This is a genomic window from Pseudonocardia sp. C8 (genome assembly GCF_014267175.1).
Taxonomy (GTDB): domain Bacteria; phylum Actinomycetota; class Actinomycetes; order Mycobacteriales; family Pseudonocardiaceae; genus Pseudonocardia.
Genome location: NZ_JACMTR010000002.1, coordinates 4,876,993 through 4,896,369 on the forward strand (window position 1 = coordinate 4,876,993; position 19,377 = coordinate 4,896,369).

The window sequence follows — 19,377 nt, forward strand, 5'->3', positions numbered from 1 at the left end:
ACGATGATCCCCCTGACCGCCGCCGCGATCGCCGCGGCCACCGACGGTCACCTCGTCCCGGGGACCGACCCGTCGCTGCTGGTGACCGCACCCGCCAGCATCGACTCCCGCCAGGTCCACCCCGGCGGCGTGTTCGCCGCCCTCCCCGGCCGGCGCACCGACGGGCACTACCATGCATCAGCGGCCCTCGCCGCGGGAGCCGCCCTGGTGCTGGCCGCACGCCCGGTGCCCGCCCCTGCCGTCCAGGTCACCGACGTGACCCGCGCGCTCGGCGACCTGGCTCGCCACGTGGCAGACCGACTGCCGGCCACCGTGATCGGCATCACCGGGTCGAACGGCAAGACCACGACCAAAGATCTCGCCACCCAGGTCCTGGCACACCACGGCCCGGTCGCCGCCACAGACCGCTCCTTCAACAACGAGCTCGGTTTTCCCCTCACTGTCCTGCGCGCCACCCCCGACACCCGCTACCTCATCCTGGAAATGGGCGCCCGGGGCCGTGGACACCTCAGCTACCTGTGCGGCCTGGTCACCCCCCACGTCGGGGTCGTGCTCAACGTCGGCACCGCCCACCTCGGTCAATACCCCGACGGGCAAACCGGGATCGCCGCGGCCAAAAGCGAACTACTGACCGGGCTCCCCTCTGCAGACCACGGTGGGCTGGCCATCCTCAACGCCGACGATCCGCTCGTCGCCGCGATGGCCCCGCTCACCCCCGCCCGCACCCGCTGGTGGAGCCAGCGCCCCCACCCCAACGGCGTATACGCCCGAGATGTGCACGTCACGCCGCGCGGCCGGGCGTGCTTCACCCTGCACACTCCCGAGGGCACGGCACCCGTCACGCTCCGCCTGACCGGCCGGCACCACGTCGGCAACGCCCTCGCCGTCGCCGCCCTCGCCCTCGGCCTCGGCCTTGACCACCACACCATCGCCGATGCCCTGAGCGCCGCTGAACCCGCCAGCGGCGGGCGCATGCAAACCATCGTGCGGGGCGACGGGGTCACGCTCCTCCACGACGCCTACAACGCCAACCCCGACTCCATGGCCGCCGCGCTGACCACCCTGAGCACCATGTCCGCCCGCCGCCGGATCGCCGTCCTCGGCGAGATGGCCGACCTCGGCGACCACGCCGCTGGCGCCCACCACCACCTCGGCGTGCTCGCCGCACGCGCCGGCCTCGACGTCCTGATCACCATCGGCACCCGGACCGCGCCTCTGATCGCCGACGCGGCCGACACCGAGCACAGCACCCTCGACATCATCGCCGTTCCCGACAGCCAGGCCGCCCACGACGTGCTAAGTCGAATCCTTCGTCCCGACGATCTCGTCCTGATCAAAGCATCCCGCGCCGCCCACCTCGAACACCTCGTCGCCGCGCTCAGCAACCGCTGAGCAGCCCGGAGTCGCGGCCGTCTGGCTGCGCGACCCGGCCGCTCGGCGGAGCCGATCCGCGATCGCCAATCCGAGCCCGTCCGGGGTAGGAACCGAGGCCACCACGACCTCGCACTCATGCCGGTCGAAGTCACGGAGGAACTCGAAAAGCCGCCGCGCGTACTGCGCACCCGAGTCCGGCACCGCGATAACGCGCTGCCCGGCACACGCACCGGCACCGTCCGCGAACTCGGGCGGCAGCAGGACGCCGACGCGCCGGCCCTGCGCTGCCAGGTACTCGGCGTGGCCGATCACCTGGCCCGGCTCGACCAGGACAACCCGTGCCCTCGGCGCGTAGTGCGACGGATGCTGGCCCGGAACGCGTACGGCACTCCTCGCCCGCACCGGCACGGAGCAACCCAGTGCGCGCTCAAGATCCTCTCGTGTCACGCCGCCTGGGCGCAGTATCGCAGGTGCGCCGGTGAGGTCGACGATCGTGGACTCGACACCCACCGCACAGGGGCCGCCGTCCAGCACGTAGTCGACGTCGGCGCCCAACCCGTCGCCAACATGAGCAGCCGCCGTGGGACTGACCGAGCCGAAACGGTTGGCCGATGGCGCCGCCACACCGCCACCGAACGCCGTGAGCAGCGCGCGGGCGACCGGATGGTCGGGCACCCGCAGCGCGACCGTCTCCAGACCGCCGGTGACCGCGCGGGGAACACGGCGGCCCCGACGAAGAACCAGGGTCACCGGGCCAGGCCAGAAACGGTCAGCGACGCGGCGCGCCGCGTCGGGCACCTCCGCGACCCAGTCGGGGAGCTGACGCGCCCCGCTGAGGTGCACGATCAGCGGGTGCGTCGAGGGCCGCCCCTTCACGGCGAAGACACGCTCCACCGCGTCGACGTTCTCCGCGTCCGCGCCGAGCCCGTACACGGTCTCGGTCGGGAACGCGACCAGCCCACCCGCGCGCAGGGTGCCAGCAGCGCGTTCCACATCGAGTCCCACGCGCTCAGGCGCGATGCCTGGTTGATCCGACATCACCCGTTCACCCCTCACCACTGCAGTCTGACACACCACCGGCTCGCGCGATCACCGTTGCCCCCGCGCCGCCGGACCCATTTCGAGACCGGATCTCGTACCCTCTCTTCCCGATCAGCACGCGCGGCGCTCAGCCCGGGCAGCACGGGTGGTCACGTCACCAGCGCTCGCACGACGGGCAGCGCCTCGCCGATCACATAGAGCGACCCGGTAACTACCGTGAGCGTGCTATCATTCGCCGCCGCCGCGCGGCGCACCGCATCACCCACATCCGCCTCGACCGCGACCGATCCTGCGCCCACCGCCCGCGCGGCGGCGGCGAGCCTGGCGAGCGGCACCGCTCGCGGTGTCCGGGGCGAGGTGCAGATCACCCAGTCACCAGCCCCGACCCCCAGGGCACTCAGAAACGCCTCCGGCGCGCGGGTCCCGGTCATACCGACCACCACGGTGCGGGAGACGCCGTCGAACCGCTCCCGCAGCGCCCGTGCCAGCGCGGTGGCCGCTTCCTCGTTGTGGGCGCCGTCCATCAGCACAGGGCCGGGGGTGTGGACAAGCTCAAAGCGGCCCGAAGCCCGCAGCGCCCCGCAGACCGCCCGCACCACCTGGTCGGCCACCGGCCGGGCCAGCCACACCTCGGCGGCGGCCAACGCCGTCGCCGCGTTCGCCGCCTGCCACGGTGCCAGCAGACGCAGGAAAACGTCGTCATAAGTCGCCCCGGGCGTGAACAGCGACACCGTCCGGCCATCCGCGACCGGCGCGTCGGCGGCCACGCCGAAGTCACGATCCACGGTCACCACGCGCGAGGGGCGGCGGCCCAGGAACGGCGGGTGCATGGCCGGGTCCGCTTCGGCTAGCACCACGGTCGCGCCCTCAGGAACCGCGCCAGCCTCAGCCACGGCGTTGTCCCACCGCCTGTCACCGAAGTACTCGACGTGGTCGACGCCCACCGACGTGACCACCACCAGGCCGGCGCCGAGCGCGGCGGTCGCGTCGCCGCTGCCACCCAGACCGGTCTCGACCACCGCGACATCAACACGTTGGTCGGCGAACCAGCCCACCGCGGCCGCGGTCATCAATTCGAACCAACTGGGCCGCCCCAGCTCTGACGCGGTGCGCTCGTCCGCCACCAGCGGGTCGAGCACCGCCGCCAACTCGTCGTCGGTGATCGTGACACCATCGATGGTGATCCGCTCCTGCGGCCGGTGCAGATGAGGACTGGTGTACAACCCGACCCGCAGTCCACTGCCCGCCAGCACCGCGGCCAGGATCCGGGCGGTCGTGCTCTTGCCGTTGGTGCCGGCCACCAGGATCACCGGCACCCGCTGCTCGGGCCGGCCGAGCGTGCGCAGCAGCCGCTCGATGACCACGGTCGTCGGGGCCTGCGACACCACCCCACCAGCAGCGACCCCCACCCCCCGCTCATGGTCGACGTGACCGTCCAGCCACTGCCATACCCCGGCGCGCCTCACGCCACCGATCCTAGATCCACCCCCGATCAACCTTGACAGCCACATTCCGGCCAGTGACACTGCGTGCAGAGGGGAGTACTTCCCTAAGTGTCTGCCTGGTCAATACGGACACCCCATGGTGTCCCCGGGCGACCGCCCTCACCAGGGTGAAGGAGACCTCGAACGTCGTCCGTGCGCGGAGGTCTTCGTGCCCTTTCATCCCGTGGTGTCGTCTCTGTCCGTGGCCGCGCCCGCCGACTCGGTGGGGTCCTCGTCGATCGGGTCGCCCTGGTTGTGGGTCGCCAGCATCGCCGTAATACTCGGCCTCCTCGTCACCGATTTCGCCGTCACCCGCCGTCCCCACGAGGTGTCGATACGGGAAGCGATTGGCTGGTCGGTGTTCTATCTCACGCTGCCCGTCCTGTTCGGGATCTGGCTGTGGGCGGTGTTCGACAGCGGGCCGGCACTGGAGTTCATCACCGGCTTCGTGGTGGAGAAGTCACTGTCGGTGGACAACCTGTTCGTGTTCATGCTGATCCTGGCCGGGTTCGCGGTCCCGTCCCCCATTCAGCAACGGGTGCTGCTGTACGGCATCGCCGGTGCCCTGGTCCTGCGGGGCATCTTCATCGCGGCGGGCGCGGCGCTGCTGCAGGCAGGCACCTGGGCGTTCCTCCTCTTCGGCCTGATCCTGCTCGTGTCCGCGGGCAAGATCCTGCACGAGGTGCACACCGGTTCGGCCTTCGCGGGCCGCGACGTATCCCAGATGCGTATCGTGCGACTGCTCCGCAGGTTCATGCCCGTCACCGACGACTACCGAGGCACCCGGCTGACCGTACGGGAGCACGGACGACGCGCGCTCACGCCGCTTGCGGTGGTGGTCGCCGCGGTGTTCGTGACCGACGTGGTGTTCGCCGTGGACTCGGTCCCCGCGGTCTACGGCATCACCGCGGACCCCTACCTGGTATTCGCCACCAACGCCTTCGCGCTGCTCGGCCTGCGCGCGCTCTACTTCGTGCTCCACGCCACGCTGGCCAAGCTCGTCTATCTCAACCACGGCCTGGCGGTCATTCTCGCGTTCATCGGTCTGAAACTGGTGTTGCACTGGGCCCACGGAATCTGGCCGGCCACCCCGCAGATCCCCACGCCGGTCTCCCTCGCTGTCATCGTGGCCATCCTCGCCGTCGTCATCGCGGCGAGCCTGCGCACCCGCCGCCGAGCCGAGCAGCACGTGATTGAGGCCGAGCAGCACGTGATTGAGAAGGACTGACCATGTTCACCATGCTCACCGGATTCCTCATCGACATCGCTGTCACGGCACTCATTCTGCTGGCGTTGGTCATCACCTGCGCAGCGTTGGTGCCGCCCCGCCCGCCACGATGAACACACGCCGTCCCGGGTGGCGTGTCAGTGTGGGGTGCGAAGCGAGAGGGGCGCTGGTCGTCGCGAGGTCCTGTCCGCACACCGCCCGGCCACGCCACGTAGCCCTTGCCAGGGCGTGCTTGGTGGTGCTGGCGTCGGTGGCGTGAGGTTTCCTGGACCCGCGCGGTGGGGCGGCGGGTGCCTGCGCCGGATCCGGGTCGGCCAGATCGTGTTGACGACGCGGGGCTTGGTCGTTGAGGTACTCCCCCTCAACGTCGAGAATGACGAACTGTGGTTCGTTTACCAAGGGTGGCGAGTTATCCGGTGCGGCGACGACGCGGAGGAGTCGAGGCGCCGTCAGCCGAAGCATCACGAGCATCGTCAGGGGTGGCGGGACCGACGGCGGTGATGAGGTCGGCGATGCGGTGGTGGGCTTCCAGCGGGTGGCGCAGATGGCCGTCGGGGTTGATGCGGTAGTGGTTGCGGCGGCCGACTTTGGTGCGCTCGATGTAGCCGCCCTGGATGAGGTCGGTGAGGATGAGCTGGACGGCGCGGGTGGTGATGCCGACCTTCTGGGCGATGACGGGCAGGGTCTGGTGCGGGTCGGCGGCCAGGCAGAGCAGCACGTGGGCGTGGCTGCTCAGGAACATCCACGACCCTGGCGTCTGCGACGCGGCGGCGTCGGCCGGTTCCGCACCAGCATCCACCACGCCAGAATCCACCGTGCCGGAGTCGGTGGGATCCGAGCCCGCTGGGGTGGGGAGGGCGTGGTCGGGTGGGGGTTCGGCAGGCCGCATGGGGCCGACCATAAGGCATTCCTTCCACTCTCGATGCCGCTGTCGGCGCGGGGTCCGGATCGGCGGGGAGCTGCTCGACCGGGTGTGATCAGACCAGCATCGCGTCGGGCAGGGTGTGCTCGTCTGCGCGGCGGATCCGCAGCCGAGGTTGAGTGAGGCCGAGCAGGTACTGGCAGGTCGCAGGCGTGAGGAGCTCGGCGCGAGGATGGGCGGGCAACACGAGCACGTCGGCGTCGTGCACTCGGCACAGTCGCAGCAGGGCGGCGGCCACGCGCCGATGCCGGCCGCCCGGCCCGCGACGGTGATGCCACGCGGTGGTGTGGATCCGCACGCCCCGCTCGGCCAGCCCGGATGACGGGAGCCGTGACAGCGCGGGAGCGAGCGCCGCGGCGGTGACCTGCTCCCGGCGGACCTGCTGCCAGGCGATCAGCCGCGCGTTGAGCGTGAGCCCCGGCGGCGGGTGCAGCACGGCGAGCACGAGGTGGCCGTGGTCGGCGATCAGTTCGACCGCCGCGGGCAGCTCGGCGGCCGGCGCGGGATCGGTGGCGTCGACGACGCAGACGAGGGTTGTGCACTGGGCGGGCATCAGCGGACCTGCTTTCCACGGCACGGATCGAGGAGGCCGCGCGCTGGCCTCATTTCCAGATTGACGAAGTACGGTTCGCCAGTCAAGCCTTGACAGGCGAACCGTATTTCGTCATTCTGGTGGTGCGGAGGGGAGTACCCACCACGTCCGGGATCGTCATTACGGCAGTTCGATGGCTGCCCGGTCCCGGCGCCACCGGACCCAGCGCACGTGCTCTGGCGGTTGGGGAGACCTCCGGTTTCACTCGACGTGACCGGAGGTGCTTGACTGTGGTTGTTCCGTTGTGGGCGTGGGCCGCGGTGCTCGGCGTGATCCTGGTGATGCTCGCGATCGACCTGTTCGCCCACCGCCGCGCACACGTGGTCGGGGTCCGCGAGGCCGCCGCCTGGTCGGCGGTGTGGGTCGCGCTCGGCCTCGGGTTCGGCGCGATCGTGTGGTGGGCGTGGGGCAGCGAGTTCGCCGCCCAGTACTTCGCGGGCTACGTGATCGAGAAGTCCCTCGCGGTGGACAACGTGTTCGTCTTCGCGATCATCTTCGGCTACTTCGCCGTTCCCCGCGAGTACCAGCACCGCGTGCTGTTCTACGGCGTGCTCGGCGCACTGGTGTTCCGGGCGGTGTTCATCGCCGCGGGCTCGGTGCTCATCGCGTCCTTCGCCTGGATCCTGTACGTGTTCGGCGCCTTCCTGGTCGCCACCGGTGTCCGGATGGCCGTGCACCGCAACGAGACCATCGACCCCGACCGCAGCGTCGTGCTGCGCCTGTTCCGCAAGGTCATCCCCACCACCGAGGAGTACCACGGGCAGAAGTTCCTGGTGCGCCAGGCCGGGCGCTGGGTGGCCACCCCTCTGTTGGCGGTGCTGGTGCTGGTCGAGGTCACCGACATCGTCTTCGCCGTCGACTCCATCCCGGCGATCTTCGCCATCACCCAGCAGCCGTTCCTGGTGTTCACCTCCAACGCCTTCGCCATCCTGGGCCTGCGCGCCATGTACTTCCTGCTCGCCGACCTGATGCACCGCTTCATCTACCTCAAGCTAGGCCTCGCCCTGGTGCTGGTGTGGGTCGGCATCAAGATGCTGCTGCTCGACCTCTACAAGATCCCCACCTGGTTCTCGCTGGCCGTGGTCGCCCTCCTGCTCGCCGTCGCCGTCACGGCCAGCTGGATCCGCACCCGCACCACCCCGGCCACCCCAGCGGCTGCCTCTGCCGATTCGCTGGCCGGTGCGGAGCCCGACACGGTCACGACCGAGCCAGCCCAAACCGGGGCGGCCGCAGCCGAGACGGCCCCGTCCTCGCCCACTGGCCTGTCGACGCGCGACTGACGCGCGTCGACCGCCCCGGTGCCGCCCACCGCTCACTCCCCCCACCAGCGGTGGGCGGCACCACCCCACAGACCCAGCCCATCCGGAAAGGAACCCGCTCATGCGCATCTCGACTCGATGGACCTCTGTGCTGCTCGGCGTGGGCGTCGTGGCGGCGATCAGCGGCTGCGGCGCTGTCCAGCAGGCCGGCGACACCGCCGGTTCGGCCGCGGACACCGTGACCGGCGCGGTCGCCGCCGCCGAGGTGTGTAGCGACGCGCTGGCACTGGTCGCCAACCCGCCCGACCTCAGCGCACCGCAGGCCGCACTGGACCAGGCGCACACCACCGCCACCGAGCTCACCGACCTGGCCGCGACCACCAGCGACACCGACATCGGCCGCGCCATCACCGACCTGGCCGCCACCCTGCAGACGGCCACCCTGGACACCCTCACCAGTGCTCCAGCCGCCTGGCTGCAGACCAGGGCCGATCAGGCCGCCGCGCTCACCACCGCCTGCGCGCCCTGACCAAGTAGGGTCACGGGCACGACAGGAAGCAGCCCGTGATGAGCACCGTCGGCGACCCCGCTGAACGTTCGTCGGTCGTCCCTCCCTTCCAGGTGAGCGGCCCACTCGCAGGCGAGGTCAGGTTGTCGAGAGCTCCACCCCAAGCTCCTGGGCGAGGGTTTCCTGGGTGAAGCCGAGAGCCTCGCGCCGTGCTGCGAGAGCATCTCGTCGTATCGCCATAATCACTCCCAGATTCGCTAGCGCACCCACGCTACCCGGCGTTGATCGGACCTGATCAGCGGCCATGTCAACGACGAAACGGCGGACGTTCACGTCCGGACGTGCGACCCAGACCGCCCATGAAAACGCCAGAGCGGGATGGTGCTTGGGACGATCTGTGCTTGTCCGCAGGGGCCGCCACCAACTAAAGCCCCGCCCGACAGGATCAGCGCGCCTCGACCGCGTGCTCTGCCGCGAGCCTGCGCACATACGCGCGGATTCGGTCGCGATCCTCGGGGAACACGCTCTCCCACGATTCGTCCAGGTCGACCCACTTCGGCGGCTGTCCCTTCTCCCCGCCGAGTGGCGCGTCGCGGTTGATGACGGCTCCGTAGGACAGGCTCAGCGTTGGCGTCCAGTCGGCGCGGAAAGAGCGGACAGCGACGGCCGCCGGCACTGACAGCAGCTCGCCCAGCAGGCCGGTCTCCTCCAAGAGTTCACGGGCTGCTGCGGCTCGAGGCGTCTCGCCTGGCTCGACGGTTCCGCCAGGCGGTACCCAGCCTCGCACCCGGTGCCGCACGAGCAGCACGTGGCGGTGCTCCGGGTCGGTGACCCAGACCTCGGCTGCGAGCGGCTCCAACGCGGTCGAACGTGCGTGTAGCCACGCCTGAGCGTCGTCGTACTCGGTCTCGGCAAGGCGAGCATCGACGGCCGCAGCGTCGATCGTCGCCTGGTCAGGCATCGCGTTCGATGCGCTCGAAGATGTCGATATCCGTCGCCTTCTGCCAGTCCGGCAAATCGTTCCAGTCCGCGACGTACGACGGCTTCGGCTCGGGGAAGTGCTTGAAGATCTGGCCGATCCAGCACAACGCCACAAAGCGGCCTTTCTGGTCTGGGGTCAGTTTGGTGGTGGCGCCGTCGGTGGCCTTGATGAAGGCGACGACCTGGTCGTACACGGCGGTCGCGGCGTCGCGTTCCCAGTCGGGGGTCTGGTCCCACGGGGTGATGTAGCCAGGCTTCGGCTCACCGGGGTAGTGCTTGGTGACTCCGGCGATCCACGCCTCGCGGAACACGCGGCCACGGTCGTTGTGCATTCGGTCGTCCTCCATCACGCGGCGCGGTTGCCGACGAGTTTGGTGATCTCGGCATCGAGTCGCTGGATTTGTTGGTCGTTGAGCAAGGAAGCAAGGTGTGGCTGAAGGACCCGCAGCTTCTGTGCGATGACCCCCGAGCGGGTCTGGCGGGCGGTAGTCAGGACGGTGTCGGCGTAGGTGACGACCTGGTCCGGGTCGCGACGGTGCACGCCGATCATCGCCAGGTCGGTCAGGACGCCTGCTTTCCGGCGGGCGGTCAAGGTGCCCTGCAGGGCGTCGACCAGAGCCGCTTCAGCTAGGTCGTGGCGGCCCAGCGTGACGTAGCAGGTTCCGCGTTCTTCAGCCAAGCGGGAGCCATCAAACCGGAGCCAGCCGCCGTTGTGCACCTGGCCCCGTAGGCGCTGGACCTCAGCAGCGGTGTCGAGGGCATGTTGGCAGGAGTCAAAGTCGCCGAGGCCGGCGAAGGTCTCGGCCTGCACCACGGCGACCCAGTGTCGGGTCGACAGGCTGGGGTCGCCTCGACGTGCGATGGTGGCGGCCACGTCGAGCATCGGCGCGGCATCCGCGAATCGGCGCTCGTACACGGCGACGAAAGCATGCCTGGTCAACGCGCAGGCCCACAGGTCGGAAGCGACGGCCTCCTTGCTCGCTGTTGCCGCAAGCGTGTAGCAGTGAGCGGCGTCGGTGTATCGGTTGCCGTCGAAGAAGATTTCCCCCGCCAACTGGAAGAGGTCGGCGGTCAGCTCGCAGAGCCGTTGTCGGATGGTCGGTGTCTGCGGTCGTCGCAAGGAGTCGCTGAGTACACCGAGTTGGGCTCGGACCAGCGGCGGCACCTGGGCCTTGGTCGGCGACAGTGCGTACACGCGCCACAGGTGGGAGTTGAGCTGGGCGAACTCCGCTGCTCCCGCCGTGTCCACCGTGCCCGCGTGAGCTGTGGCGGCGAGCCGGTCGACGTCGCCGAGTACTGTCTCGCCAGCAGGCAGCGCGAGCAACGCGCCGGTCATGCTGAACAAGCGCAGCAGGTCACGACGGTTCATGTCGTCGGCCTCCGCAGGGTCGGCTGGTTCAGTGGCAACGGTAGAAGCTTGCCGGTTCGGCGTGAGCAACGCATCCAACTGGTCGAGGCTCACATCGAGGGTCTTAGCCAAACACGGTCGACGGTACGGCTGCGGGGTCAGGGTGCCGCGTTCCCAGCGTCCGACCGTGGAGAACTCCACGCCCACCGCCGCGCCGAAGCTCTCCTGGGTGTAGCCCATCTGCTCACGCCGCGCGGCGAAGGCATCTCGTCGGTCACTCATGAACACCACCTCACCCCGTCGGTCACCTGCCACGATAGCCAGCTACGGGTCAAGGCTGATCACCCGCTCGGCGAGCTGTACCCGTTCGGACTACCGCCTCTGAAAAGGCGTTTATGCAGGTCAGAGGTGATGACGCCTCATTGCCGCCTCATCGACGCCGCGTCGGCGCTCTGGCTATCGTTGATCACCAGGGGTTTGACTGATATCGCTGCGGTCCGGGCGAGCTTCCGCTTCGGCGCAGCCCGAGTATCCGGAAGCGTCTTTCACCGGGACGTGCCGTCGAGGGGTGTGTGGTGGTAGGACTGCCCTCCACTTCGATGGAATTCCGCTCGCGGGTGTGCTGGCGGGAGCGCTCGGTACCTCGGTCGAGTTCCGGGCTGGTCCGCCTGGCGGGCGAAGTCACGGCCGACTCGCCGGGACTCGGAGCGTAAAACCCACGAAGGAGGATCTGTGACGGTTCAGATGGAGTGGTCGCCGACCACGGTGGCCACGCCCGCCGCGGAGGTCGAGATGGGCTCGGAGTTCGACCTCGACATCACGCTGGTCGAGGTGGTGGACCCGGCGCATCTGATCAACATGACGGATGACGGCTGCGGGACGACGTGCGAGAAGTCGACCTGCATCAGCGCCGCCTGATTGTCACGAGCGACCGGACTCCCGCCAGGGGCTTCTTGGGCGGGCGTCCGGTTTCCATCCGTCGCTTTGGAGAGGTGTCCCGTGTCCACGGCCTTGCCCGACCGCGTCGGCTTTCGAGCCGCGGGTGGCCTGTTGGTCCGGGCTGTTGCAGAGGGCGAGCTGAAACTTCCGCCGTGGCCGACGCTGACCGCGACCGGGGCCGACGCCGTCACCGCGTGGGTGGACTGGCTGCGCGAAGTGTGGGAGGTCGAAGCCGTCCGTGACGCCATCGGCCTGGCCAGCCCTGTCCTTGCTGACCGCGTCCACAACCTGTGTGGCGCTCAGGTTGCCAGCGAGCGCGAATCCCGGCGCGTGGTGCTGTCCGTTCTGCGGTACCTGGCACGGTTGACCGGCCGTCCGACTCCCAACGGCTTGTTCGCCGGGGTCACCGCCGCGCGGTTCGACGCGGATCCCTCTCAGCGTTGGGGTGATGATCATCGCGCGGACGCTGCGGCCGACGCCGGGTGGCTGGCCGAGGTCATCCGACGGTTGGAAGGTCAGGCCGAGATCCTGGAGCGCTTGGTCCTCGTCGCGAACTCCACGTTGATGGTGCGCGGTGAGCGGCTTGTGGTTCCGTACCAGCCGACCGTCAACCATCGAGGCACCGGCGCAGTCGAAGTCGAACTTCGCTACACCGGCCCGGTGCGCGCGGCCGTGCGAGCTGCGCGGACACCGATTCCTTTCGATGACATGCGCGAGCAGGTACAGGCCGAGTTCCCGAGCACCGCCGGGAGCACGGTGACCGGCTTGCTGGCCACGTTGGTCGCTCGTCGCGTGCTCGTCACCAACCTCCATGCGCCGAGCACGGAGCCCGACGCACTTGGCCACTTGGTGCGCGAGCTGGCCACGGTCGGCGAGGCTGCCACCGAGCGGTGCATGACGCTGAACGACATCCACGACATGTTGCGGCGACATCGGAACAGCCCAGCGGAAGCGCGGCGCAGGCTACGGACCGACGCCGCCGCGTCCATGAGCCGCCTGGCTCCGTCACGGCGGAGCCCAGTCACGGTCGACCTGCGGCTGGACCTGGACGTCGTGCTCCCCAGCGCAGTCGCCCGCGAAGCGGAACGTGCCGCGCTGGTCCTGGCGCGCCTGACCTCCCGCGCCAGCGGTACGGCAGCCTGGGCGGACTTCCACCGACGCTTCTACCAGCGGTTCGGCACCGGCGCACAGGTGCCACTGCTCGAGGTCATTGCCGACAGCGGGATCGGCTGGCCTGACGGCTACCCCGGCACCAGCGGAGTGGTCACACGACCCCAGCAGACGCCTCGGGACGAACGGCTGCTGGCGTTGGCCCAGGCCGCCGCGTTGGACGGTCAGCAAGAGGTCGTCCTCGGCGAGAGGTTGATCGCCGAGCTGGAGCTGGCGCCTGTGCACTCGATGCGGCTGCCCTCGCACCTCGAGTTGTGCGCCCGTGTCGACTCCCCGAGCCTGCAAGCCCTGAAGCAGGGCAACTTCCAGCTCGTCGTTACCTCAGTCTCGCGATCGGCCGGCGTCGTCAGCGGCCGTTTCCTGCACCTGTTCGACGAACACGACCGCCGAATGCTGATCACGCCGCTCGCCCCGCCCGCGTCTGACGGGGTAATCCAGGCCCAGTTGTCATTCCCGCCTCTGGACCCCGCCACCGCACACGTCGCCCGCAGCGCCCAGGTCCTGCCAACCATCGTCAGCCTCGCCGAACACCGCGACACCGCCGCGTCAACGGCGGTCCTCACGGCGGCGGACTTGGCGGTCAGTTGCGACAGCGACCGCCTGTATCTGACCGCACCCGCCCTCGGCGCGAGGGTCGAAGCGTGGGGCTTGCACGCACTCAACCTACGCAAACACACTCCGCCGCTGGCCCGCCTCCTGGTCGAACTGACCCGCGCACACTGCGCGGAGGTCACCGACTTCGACTGGGGCACGGCGGCCACGTTGCCGTTTCTTCCTCGGCTGCGCTTCGGCCGCATCGTGCTGTCCCCGGCCCGGTGGCGGTTGGCCGCAGCCGACCTTCCCGACCGGACCTCCAGCTGGGCGACCTGGGACAGCGCCCTGGCCGAGTGGCGCACCCGCCGCCGCCTCCCGCAGGCGGTGTTCCTGGTCGACGGGGACTGGCGGTTGCCGCTCGATCTCGTCGAGGACGCACACCGGGTCCTGCTGCGCGAGCACCTCGGTACCCACCCCCACGCGGTGCTGGAGGAAGGACCCGCTGAGGACGCCGCCGGATGGCTCGATGGCCGTGCTCACGACGTCGTCGTGCCCATGGCCAGCTGTCAGCCGCAGGCCACGACGCGGCCACCGCGCCCGACGCCCCAGCGGATCGTCCGGCCAGGTGAGCACGGGCTGTCGCCGGGTGGTTCCCCCATGCTGTTCGCCAAGCTCTACGGCGACCCGCAACGTCACAACACCGTGCTCGCCAAGCACCTGCCCGCACTGCTGGCGGAGTGGGGCGATGCCCAACCGCGGTGGTGGTTTCTGCGATTCCGCGAGGGCAACGAGCACTACCTGCGCTTGCGGATCAGTCTCCTCAGCACTGAGCCAGTGGTGTTCGGCGAGGCGGCCGGCCGGGTCAGCGCCTGGGCCGACCGGCTCCGCCGCCTCGGCCTGCTGCGCGACATCGCTTTCGCGACCTCCTACCCGGAGACCGGCCGCTGGGGCTCAGGTGCGGCACTATCAGCCGTCGAGGCGTTCTTCACGGCTGACTCCCGCGCCGTGCTCGCCGAGCTCGCCTGGCCCGCGCGACCGCACGACCATGCTCTGGCCGCGGCGAACTTCGCCGCCATCGCCGTCGCCTTCATGGGAGGGACCGAGGCCGGGATGCGGTGGCTGGTCGACCATGTCCCGGCCAAACCTCCTACCGTCGTGCCCCGGCCGGTGTTCACCGAGGCACAATGCCTCGCCGACCCCTCCGAGAATTTCCGCGCCTTGCGCAGCACGCCGGGTGCGGCTTCGGTCGTCGCGACATGGGCCGAGCGCGCCCAGACCGTAGCTGCCTACCGAGCGCACCTGTCCGGGGCTGAGGCCGAGGGCGTCGACCCGGACGCCGCCTTGGGCTCGTTGCTGCACACGCACTTCCTGCGGGCCTACGGCATCGAGCCCGACGACAAGGCGGTGTGCCTTTACCTGGCCCGGACCGCGGCCCTGACCTTCGCCGCCCGCACCGGAGGACCGCGATGAACGCCGACCTCGCCTCGGATGCCGCGGTCGAGTACGCGACGGGGATCGCCGATCGCCTCGCCCGGCCGGACGCCCCCCACCTGCCCACGGACGAGCCGTGGTGGCACCAATCCCTCGCCCACGGCGCTCCTGGTGTGGCACTGCTGCACATCGAGCTGGCAGCCGCCGGGATACGGCCGTTCGACCGCGCCCATGACTGGCTGACCGCCGTCACCAGCAAGCCGATCACCGCCGGAGCGAGCACCGGCTTGTTCTACGGCGCGCCGGCAGTCGCGCGCGCCCTCGCGGGAGCCGCCACAGTCCGTCCCGGCACGTACCAGTCCGCCCTCACGCCCTTGACCCGGCAGATCGCCGCCGACGCCCACAACCGCGTCGACAAGGCCCACGAGCGCATGGACGTCGTCGGGATGTTGCCGCAGATGGCCGAGTTCGACACGATTCGGGGCCTCGCTGGTCTCGGTGCCCATCTGCTGCACCACGACCCCGACGGCACCGCCCTGCCGGCCGTTCTGGGCGCCCTCGTGCGGCTCACCCAACCGGTGATGGTCGAAGGAGAGGCCCTGCCGGGGTGGTGGACCCTCACCGGTCCCACCGGCCACGAGGACGACGAGTTCCCCGGAGGCCACGGCAACTTCGGCGTAGCACACGGCATCGGCGGCCCGCTGGCACTGCTGGCCCAGGCCCTGCGCCGGGGCATCGCCGTGGACGGGCAGCGCCAGGCCGTCGCGACGATCTGCGCGTGGCTGGACTCCTGGCGCATAAGCACTCCGAGCGGGCACCGGTGGCCCTACATGGTCACCCGAGACGAGGCGCGTTCGACGCCGATGTACGTGCGGCACAGCGGGGCCAGCCGACGCCCGAGCTGGTGCTACGGAACAGCGGGCATCGCCCGCACCCTGCACCTCGCCGCCCTGGCCCTCGACGACGCCGATCGCCGCCAGATCGCCGAGGAAGCCGTGATCAGTGCGGTGACCGACCCGGAACAGGATGCGTTGATCAGCGACGCTTCGCTGTGCCACGGCTACGCCGGACTCGCCCGGATCACCGCTCATACCGCCATCGACACACCGGAGCCGGCCGCTTCCCGACTCCGCGCGCTGGCCACCGAGATGCTGCACCGCGCCTGCGCCCAGGCCGTTCCCGAAGGCCCCGGCTTCCTCGAAGGCGCTGCCGGGGTCGGCCTAGCTGCCCTCGCCGCTGAGATCGAGCCCGCGACAGGCTGGGGCACCGGCCTGCTCATCACCTGATCCGTCCGAACGCGATCCGTCCGACCGAGAGGAGATTCCGCGCTGATGCTGCCGGACAGCTGGCACCACTACCTGGTCGAGTTCGCCGACCCGACCACGGCCGAGCACACCGCCGCGACCCTGCTCGTACCCGCTCTCGACCAGGCCCAACAGGACGGCGAACTCGACACGTGGTGGCACCTGCGCAAGACACCCGCCTGGCGGCTGCGTTACCAACCGGTCAACCCCGAGACGAAAGCGGTCGACACGCTGCTGTCCGACCTGGAGGCCGATGGGCATCTCGCGCGCTGGACTCGCGGCATCTACGAACCCGAAACCCTTGCCTTCGGTGGACCCGCCGCGATGGACATCGCGCACTCGCTGTTTCACCACGACAGTCGCCACTGCCTCGCCCGTGCCACGAAACCCGCTGCCTTGGGTCAGAGAGAGACCACCGTCCTGCTGTTCAGCTCGATGCTGCGCGCCGCCGGGCTGGACTGGTTCGAGCAGGGCGACGTCTGGGACAAGGTGGCTGCGCTCCGGCCCACCGCCCAACCCCACTCCAACAACTCTCCGCACACCGAGCGGTTGAGCCAAGCCGTGCGCCGACTGATGACCACCAACACGCACAAGGTCGCCGACGTCGCCCCCGACGTGGTTCCCGAGACCTGGTGGACAGCGTTCGACACGGCCGGTCGCCAACTCGCTCGCGCCGGACACCTCGAGCGGGGCCTGCGCGCCGTCCTGGCGCACCACTTCATCTTCCACGCCAACCGCGCCGGTCTCTCCGGCACCGACCAGGCCACCCTCGCCGCGCTGGCCGTCGACACCGTTTTTTACAGCACGCCTACCCGGCAGGCACCAGCCGGGACCACCTCCAACACCGTTAGGGTTCCCGCAATGACAACCACCGTCAGTGACGGTTCCACCGGCTCCGCCGACGAGCTGCGTACCAAGCTCGCCGACCGCCTCGTCAAGGACGGCACCGTCCGCACCGACGCTGTGGAGGCCGCGTTCCGGCAGGTGCCCCGACACCTGTTCCTGCCCGACGTCCCCCTGGTCGAGGCGTAAGCCGACGAGCCCGTCTACACCAAACACGAGGGCGACGGCACCCGAATCAGCGCCGCGTCCCAGCCCAAGATCGTCGCCATGATGCTCGAACAGCTCGGCATCCAGCCCGGCGAACGGCTGCTCGAACTCGGCGCGGCCACCGGCTACAACGCCGCCCTGATGGCCACCCTCACCGGCGCCGACGGGCATGTCACCACGATCGACATCGACGAGGACCTCGTCGCCGGAGCACGCGAGCACCTGGCCGCAGCCAGCATCGACAACGTCGAGGCGGTCGCCGCCGACGGCGCACTCGGCCACCCAGAAACTGCGCCTTTCGACCGCGTCATCGCTACCGTCGGTGCCCACGAGGTCCCGGCTGCCTGGCTCGACCAGCTCACACCCGGCGGACGTCTGGTAGCTCCGGTGCGCCTGCGTGGTTGTGCCTCTCGCAGCATCGTCTTCGAACGCGACCAGGACGGCTGGCGCAGCCTGGGCAGTGAGATGGCGATCTTCATGCCGCTGCGTGGCCTTGGCGACGACGCTCGCCGCGTTCTGGACCTCACCGGCACCGGGGAGGTGACGCTGCAAATCCATAAGGACAACAACCACGCCACCGACCCGGACACCCTGACCGGCGTCTTCGACAGCCCTGCCTGCGAAGTGTGGACCGGCGTGCACTTCGTCCCGATGGAATCCTTCGAATGGCTGGATCTCTGGCTGGCTTGCCACCTGCCCAACCCGCTGATGCGCATGGAGGTCGCTCCCGCTGCGAAGGAAAGCGGCCTTGTGCGGCCGATGTTCCCCTCGGTGGCGATGGCCACCACCGCCGCCGACGGCAGCCTCGCCTACCTCACCATCCGCGCCGCGGACCCCGATCCGGACGGCGGCCGACGCTACGAGGTCGGCGTCATCGGCCACGGCCCCAACGCGCAGGAACTCGCCGAGCAGGTCTCGGTCGAGATCTCGACTTGGGACCAGGGCTTCCGCGCCAGCACCGTCCGATTCGCCATTCCCGACACCGCGCCCCAGCCGGACACCAACCCCGGCTTCGTGGTCCTGGACCGCCCCACCAAGCCCATGACCGTCACCTGGGAGTGACGCCCGTGGACCCCGCCGGCCAGTTCGCCCGCCGCTTCCCCCTCGTTGCCCGAACCCGCCCGGCCTGCCTCCCGCTGGCCCGGCGGGTGGCCGAGCTGTGCGACCGAGCACGCCAAGTCGAGCACAGCGGCGAGCTCGCCGAAGCCGCCGCCGTGCACAACAACGCGGCGCTCATCGCCTCCGACTGCGGCCTGCCCGAACTGGCCCGGCGGTGGTGCCACCAGCAGGTGAACATCTACCTGCGCGCCCGCCCCTTGGGCGCGCAGGTAGCCCGCCTCGCTCTCGAACCGATCACCAACCTCGCCCGCCTCTACATCCGCGAGGGTCAGGGCGAGCGCGCCTTCGCGCTGATCGACACCCTGTTCACCGCGGTCTCCGCCCGAACTGACGCCATCGTCGACGGCATCGAGATCCCGGCCGACCTCACCGACTCCGCCGAGACGCACCAGCACATCCGCAGCTGGCTGTGGGCAGTCCTGCTGGCCACCGGTGGCCGCGCTCTGGCCGCAGCCGGCCGCTGGGCGGAGGCACGCGCCCGGCTCGACGCGTACAAGGGCGTCGGGCGACGGATGCTTGACGGTCGCCAGATCGCGGTCATCGCCCACGCCGTATCCGGGGACACCGACAGCGCCCTCACCCTCTTGGCCGACACAACACCAGGAGACCCTTGGGAGAACGCCGTGACCGCCTGCCTGACCATCCAGTGCCACGGCGCCTCGGGCGTCGCCGATCTGCCCACGCTCCTGAACCAGTACCACCGACTCGACACCTCCGCGCCCGGCTTGGCGGTCTTCCACACACGGCTCGGGTTGTCCTTCATCGACGCCATCGGCACCGTTGACGATCCACCCGTGCACCAGATCGCCGTTGATCTGATCGACTACGCCGCCGCGACACGAGACGGATACGTCGCTCGCGATGTACTCGCCCACAATGGTTGCCGCGAGCTGCTCACCGACTCCCAAGCGCGCGAGTTGTCCGATTCGGTCGAAGCGTGCGCGCTCGGCAGCGGCACGCTCCCGGCCACACTGCTGGCAGACCTCACGACAGCACTAGCCTGCGCCGAAGAGGCCATGGCACGCAGCGTGAAGACGATGTCCTGCAACGTCAACGCTCCAGCGAACCCGTAGGGCGGGTCCTAGGGCGTGTT

Annotated in this window: 16 protein-coding genes and 1 pseudogene; 10 read left to right on the top strand and 7 right to left on the bottom strand. The window is 69.8% G+C overall.

The window, feature by feature from the left end:
• The first annotated feature begins 81 nt into the window (after positions 1–81).
• Positions 82–1,392 carry a UDP-N-acetylmuramoyl-tripeptide--D-alanyl-D-alanine ligase gene (murF, locus tag H7X46_RS23115; protein ID WP_370588922.1) on the top strand — a complete coding sequence of 437 codons (1,311 nt, stop codon included), beginning with the start codon at positions 82–84 and terminating at the stop codon, positions 1,390–1,392.
• Here the strand turns inward: murF and H7X46_RS23120 are convergent.
• Both H7X46_RS23120 and H7X46_RS23125 read right to left on the bottom strand, forming a co-directional pair.
• Positions 1,297–2,430, bottom strand: a complete 1,134-nt coding sequence (locus H7X46_RS23120) for an L-threonylcarbamoyladenylate synthase (RefSeq protein ID WP_345368243.1) — start codon at positions 2,428–2,430, stop codon at positions 1,297–1,299. The genes murF and H7X46_RS23120 overlap by 96 nt on opposite strands.
• Before the next feature lie 134 nt (positions 2,431–2,564).
• Entirely contained in the window at positions 2,565–3,881 is a 1,317-nt protein-coding gene (locus tag H7X46_RS23125; protein ID WP_158057000.1) for a folylpolyglutamate synthase/dihydrofolate synthase family protein, read from the bottom strand.
• Between the two features lie 214 nt (positions 3,882–4,095).
• On the opposite strand from H7X46_RS23125, the gene H7X46_RS23130 reads away from it, so the two are divergent.
• Positions 4,096–5,127: a TerC/Alx family metal homeostasis membrane protein gene (locus tag H7X46_RS23130; protein ID WP_043537254.1), complete on the top strand. Its 1,032-nt coding sequence runs from the start codon at positions 4,096–4,098 to the stop codon at positions 5,125–5,127.
• 409 nt (positions 5,128–5,536) lie between these two features.
• Here H7X46_RS23130 and H7X46_RS23135 read toward each other — a convergent pair whose 3' ends face one another.
• Together H7X46_RS23135 and H7X46_RS23140 are read right to left on the bottom strand one after the other, a co-directional pair.
• Positions 5,537–6,016, bottom strand: coding sequence for a winged helix-turn-helix transcriptional regulator (locus tag H7X46_RS23135; protein ID WP_186361383.1), 480 nt, complete (start codon positions 6,014–6,016; stop codon positions 5,537–5,539).
• 88 nt (positions 6,017–6,104) lie between these two features.
• A complete protein-coding gene (locus H7X46_RS23140; RefSeq protein WP_005456773.1) occupies positions 6,105–6,602 on the bottom strand; it encodes a hypothetical protein in 498 nt (165 codons plus the stop codon).
• Between the two features lie 269 nt (positions 6,603–6,871).
• On the opposite strand from H7X46_RS23140, the gene H7X46_RS23145 reads away from it, so the two are divergent.
• Both H7X46_RS23145 and H7X46_RS23150 read left to right on the top strand, forming a co-directional pair.
• Entirely contained in the window at positions 6,872–7,921 is a 1,050-nt protein-coding gene (locus tag H7X46_RS23145; RefSeq protein ID WP_005456772.1) for a TerC family protein, read from the top strand.
• A gap of 100 nt (positions 7,922–8,021) precedes the next feature.
• Positions 8,022–8,429: a bacteriophage spanin2 family protein gene (locus H7X46_RS23150; RefSeq protein ID WP_005456771.1), complete on the top strand. Its 408-nt coding sequence runs from the start codon at positions 8,022–8,024 to the stop codon at positions 8,427–8,429.
• A gap of 424 nt (positions 8,430–8,853) precedes the next feature.
• Here the strand turns inward: H7X46_RS23150 and H7X46_RS23155 are convergent, their stop codons facing one another.
• Genes H7X46_RS23155 through H7X46_RS23165 form a run of 3 tightly spaced genes read right to left on the bottom strand, consistent with a single transcriptional unit; the run spans position 8,854 to position 11,019 of the window.
• Positions 8,854–9,369 (bottom strand): NUDIX hydrolase, encoded by a 516-nt coding sequence (locus H7X46_RS23155; protein WP_113694550.1) that lies wholly within the window; start codon positions 9,367–9,369, stop codon positions 8,854–8,856.
• Complete coding sequence (locus H7X46_RS23160; RefSeq protein WP_073575400.1) at positions 9,362–9,721, bottom strand: hypothetical protein; 360 nt, start codon at positions 9,719–9,721, stop codon at positions 9,362–9,364. The genes H7X46_RS23155 and H7X46_RS23160 overlap by 8 nt, the downstream gene beginning before the upstream one ends.
• A 14-nt stretch (positions 9,722–9,735) precedes the next feature.
• Positions 9,736–11,019, bottom strand: coding sequence for a helix-turn-helix domain-containing protein (locus tag H7X46_RS23165; RefSeq protein WP_186361384.1), 1,284 nt, complete (start codon positions 11,017–11,019; stop codon positions 9,736–9,738).
• A 450-nt stretch (positions 11,020–11,469) separates the two neighbouring features.
• Between H7X46_RS23165 and H7X46_RS23170 the strand changes: the two genes are divergently transcribed.
• From H7X46_RS23170 to H7X46_RS23195, 6 genes and pseudogenes are all read left to right on the top strand, one after another.
• Positions 11,470–11,655 carry an FxLD family lanthipeptide gene (locus H7X46_RS23170; protein ID WP_009151814.1) on the top strand — a complete coding sequence of 62 codons (186 nt, stop codon included), beginning with the start codon at positions 11,470–11,472 and terminating at the stop codon, positions 11,653–11,655.
• A gap of 81 nt (positions 11,656–11,736) precedes the next feature.
• Complete coding sequence (locus H7X46_RS23175; protein ID WP_186361385.1) at positions 11,737–14,850, top strand: lantibiotic dehydratase; 3,114 nt, start codon at positions 11,737–11,739, stop codon at positions 14,848–14,850.
• The gene (locus H7X46_RS23180; protein ID WP_091679561.1) at positions 14,847–16,097 is read left to right on the top strand and encodes a lanthionine synthetase C family protein; all 1,251 of its coding nucleotides are present in this window, start codon (positions 14,847–14,849) and stop codon (positions 16,095–16,097) included. Before H7X46_RS23175 ends, H7X46_RS23180 begins: the two co-directional genes overlap by 4 nt.
• A 45-nt stretch (positions 16,098–16,142) precedes the next feature.
• A complete protein-coding gene (locus H7X46_RS23185; RefSeq protein WP_222131397.1) occupies positions 16,143–17,147 on the top strand; it encodes a thiopeptide-type bacteriocin biosynthesis protein in 1,005 nt (334 codons plus the stop codon).
• Between the two features lie 15 nt (positions 17,148–17,162).
• Positions 17,163–18,227: pseudogene (gene fxlM / locus H7X46_RS23190) on the top strand (methyltransferase, FxLD system); the annotation flags it as partial.
• A 5-nt stretch (positions 18,228–18,232) separates the two neighbouring features.
• Positions 18,233–19,357: a hypothetical protein gene (locus tag H7X46_RS23195; protein WP_075849513.1), complete on the top strand. Its 1,125-nt coding sequence runs from the start codon at positions 18,233–18,235 to the stop codon at positions 19,355–19,357.
• The last annotated feature ends 20 nt before the right edge of the window (positions 19,358–19,377 follow it).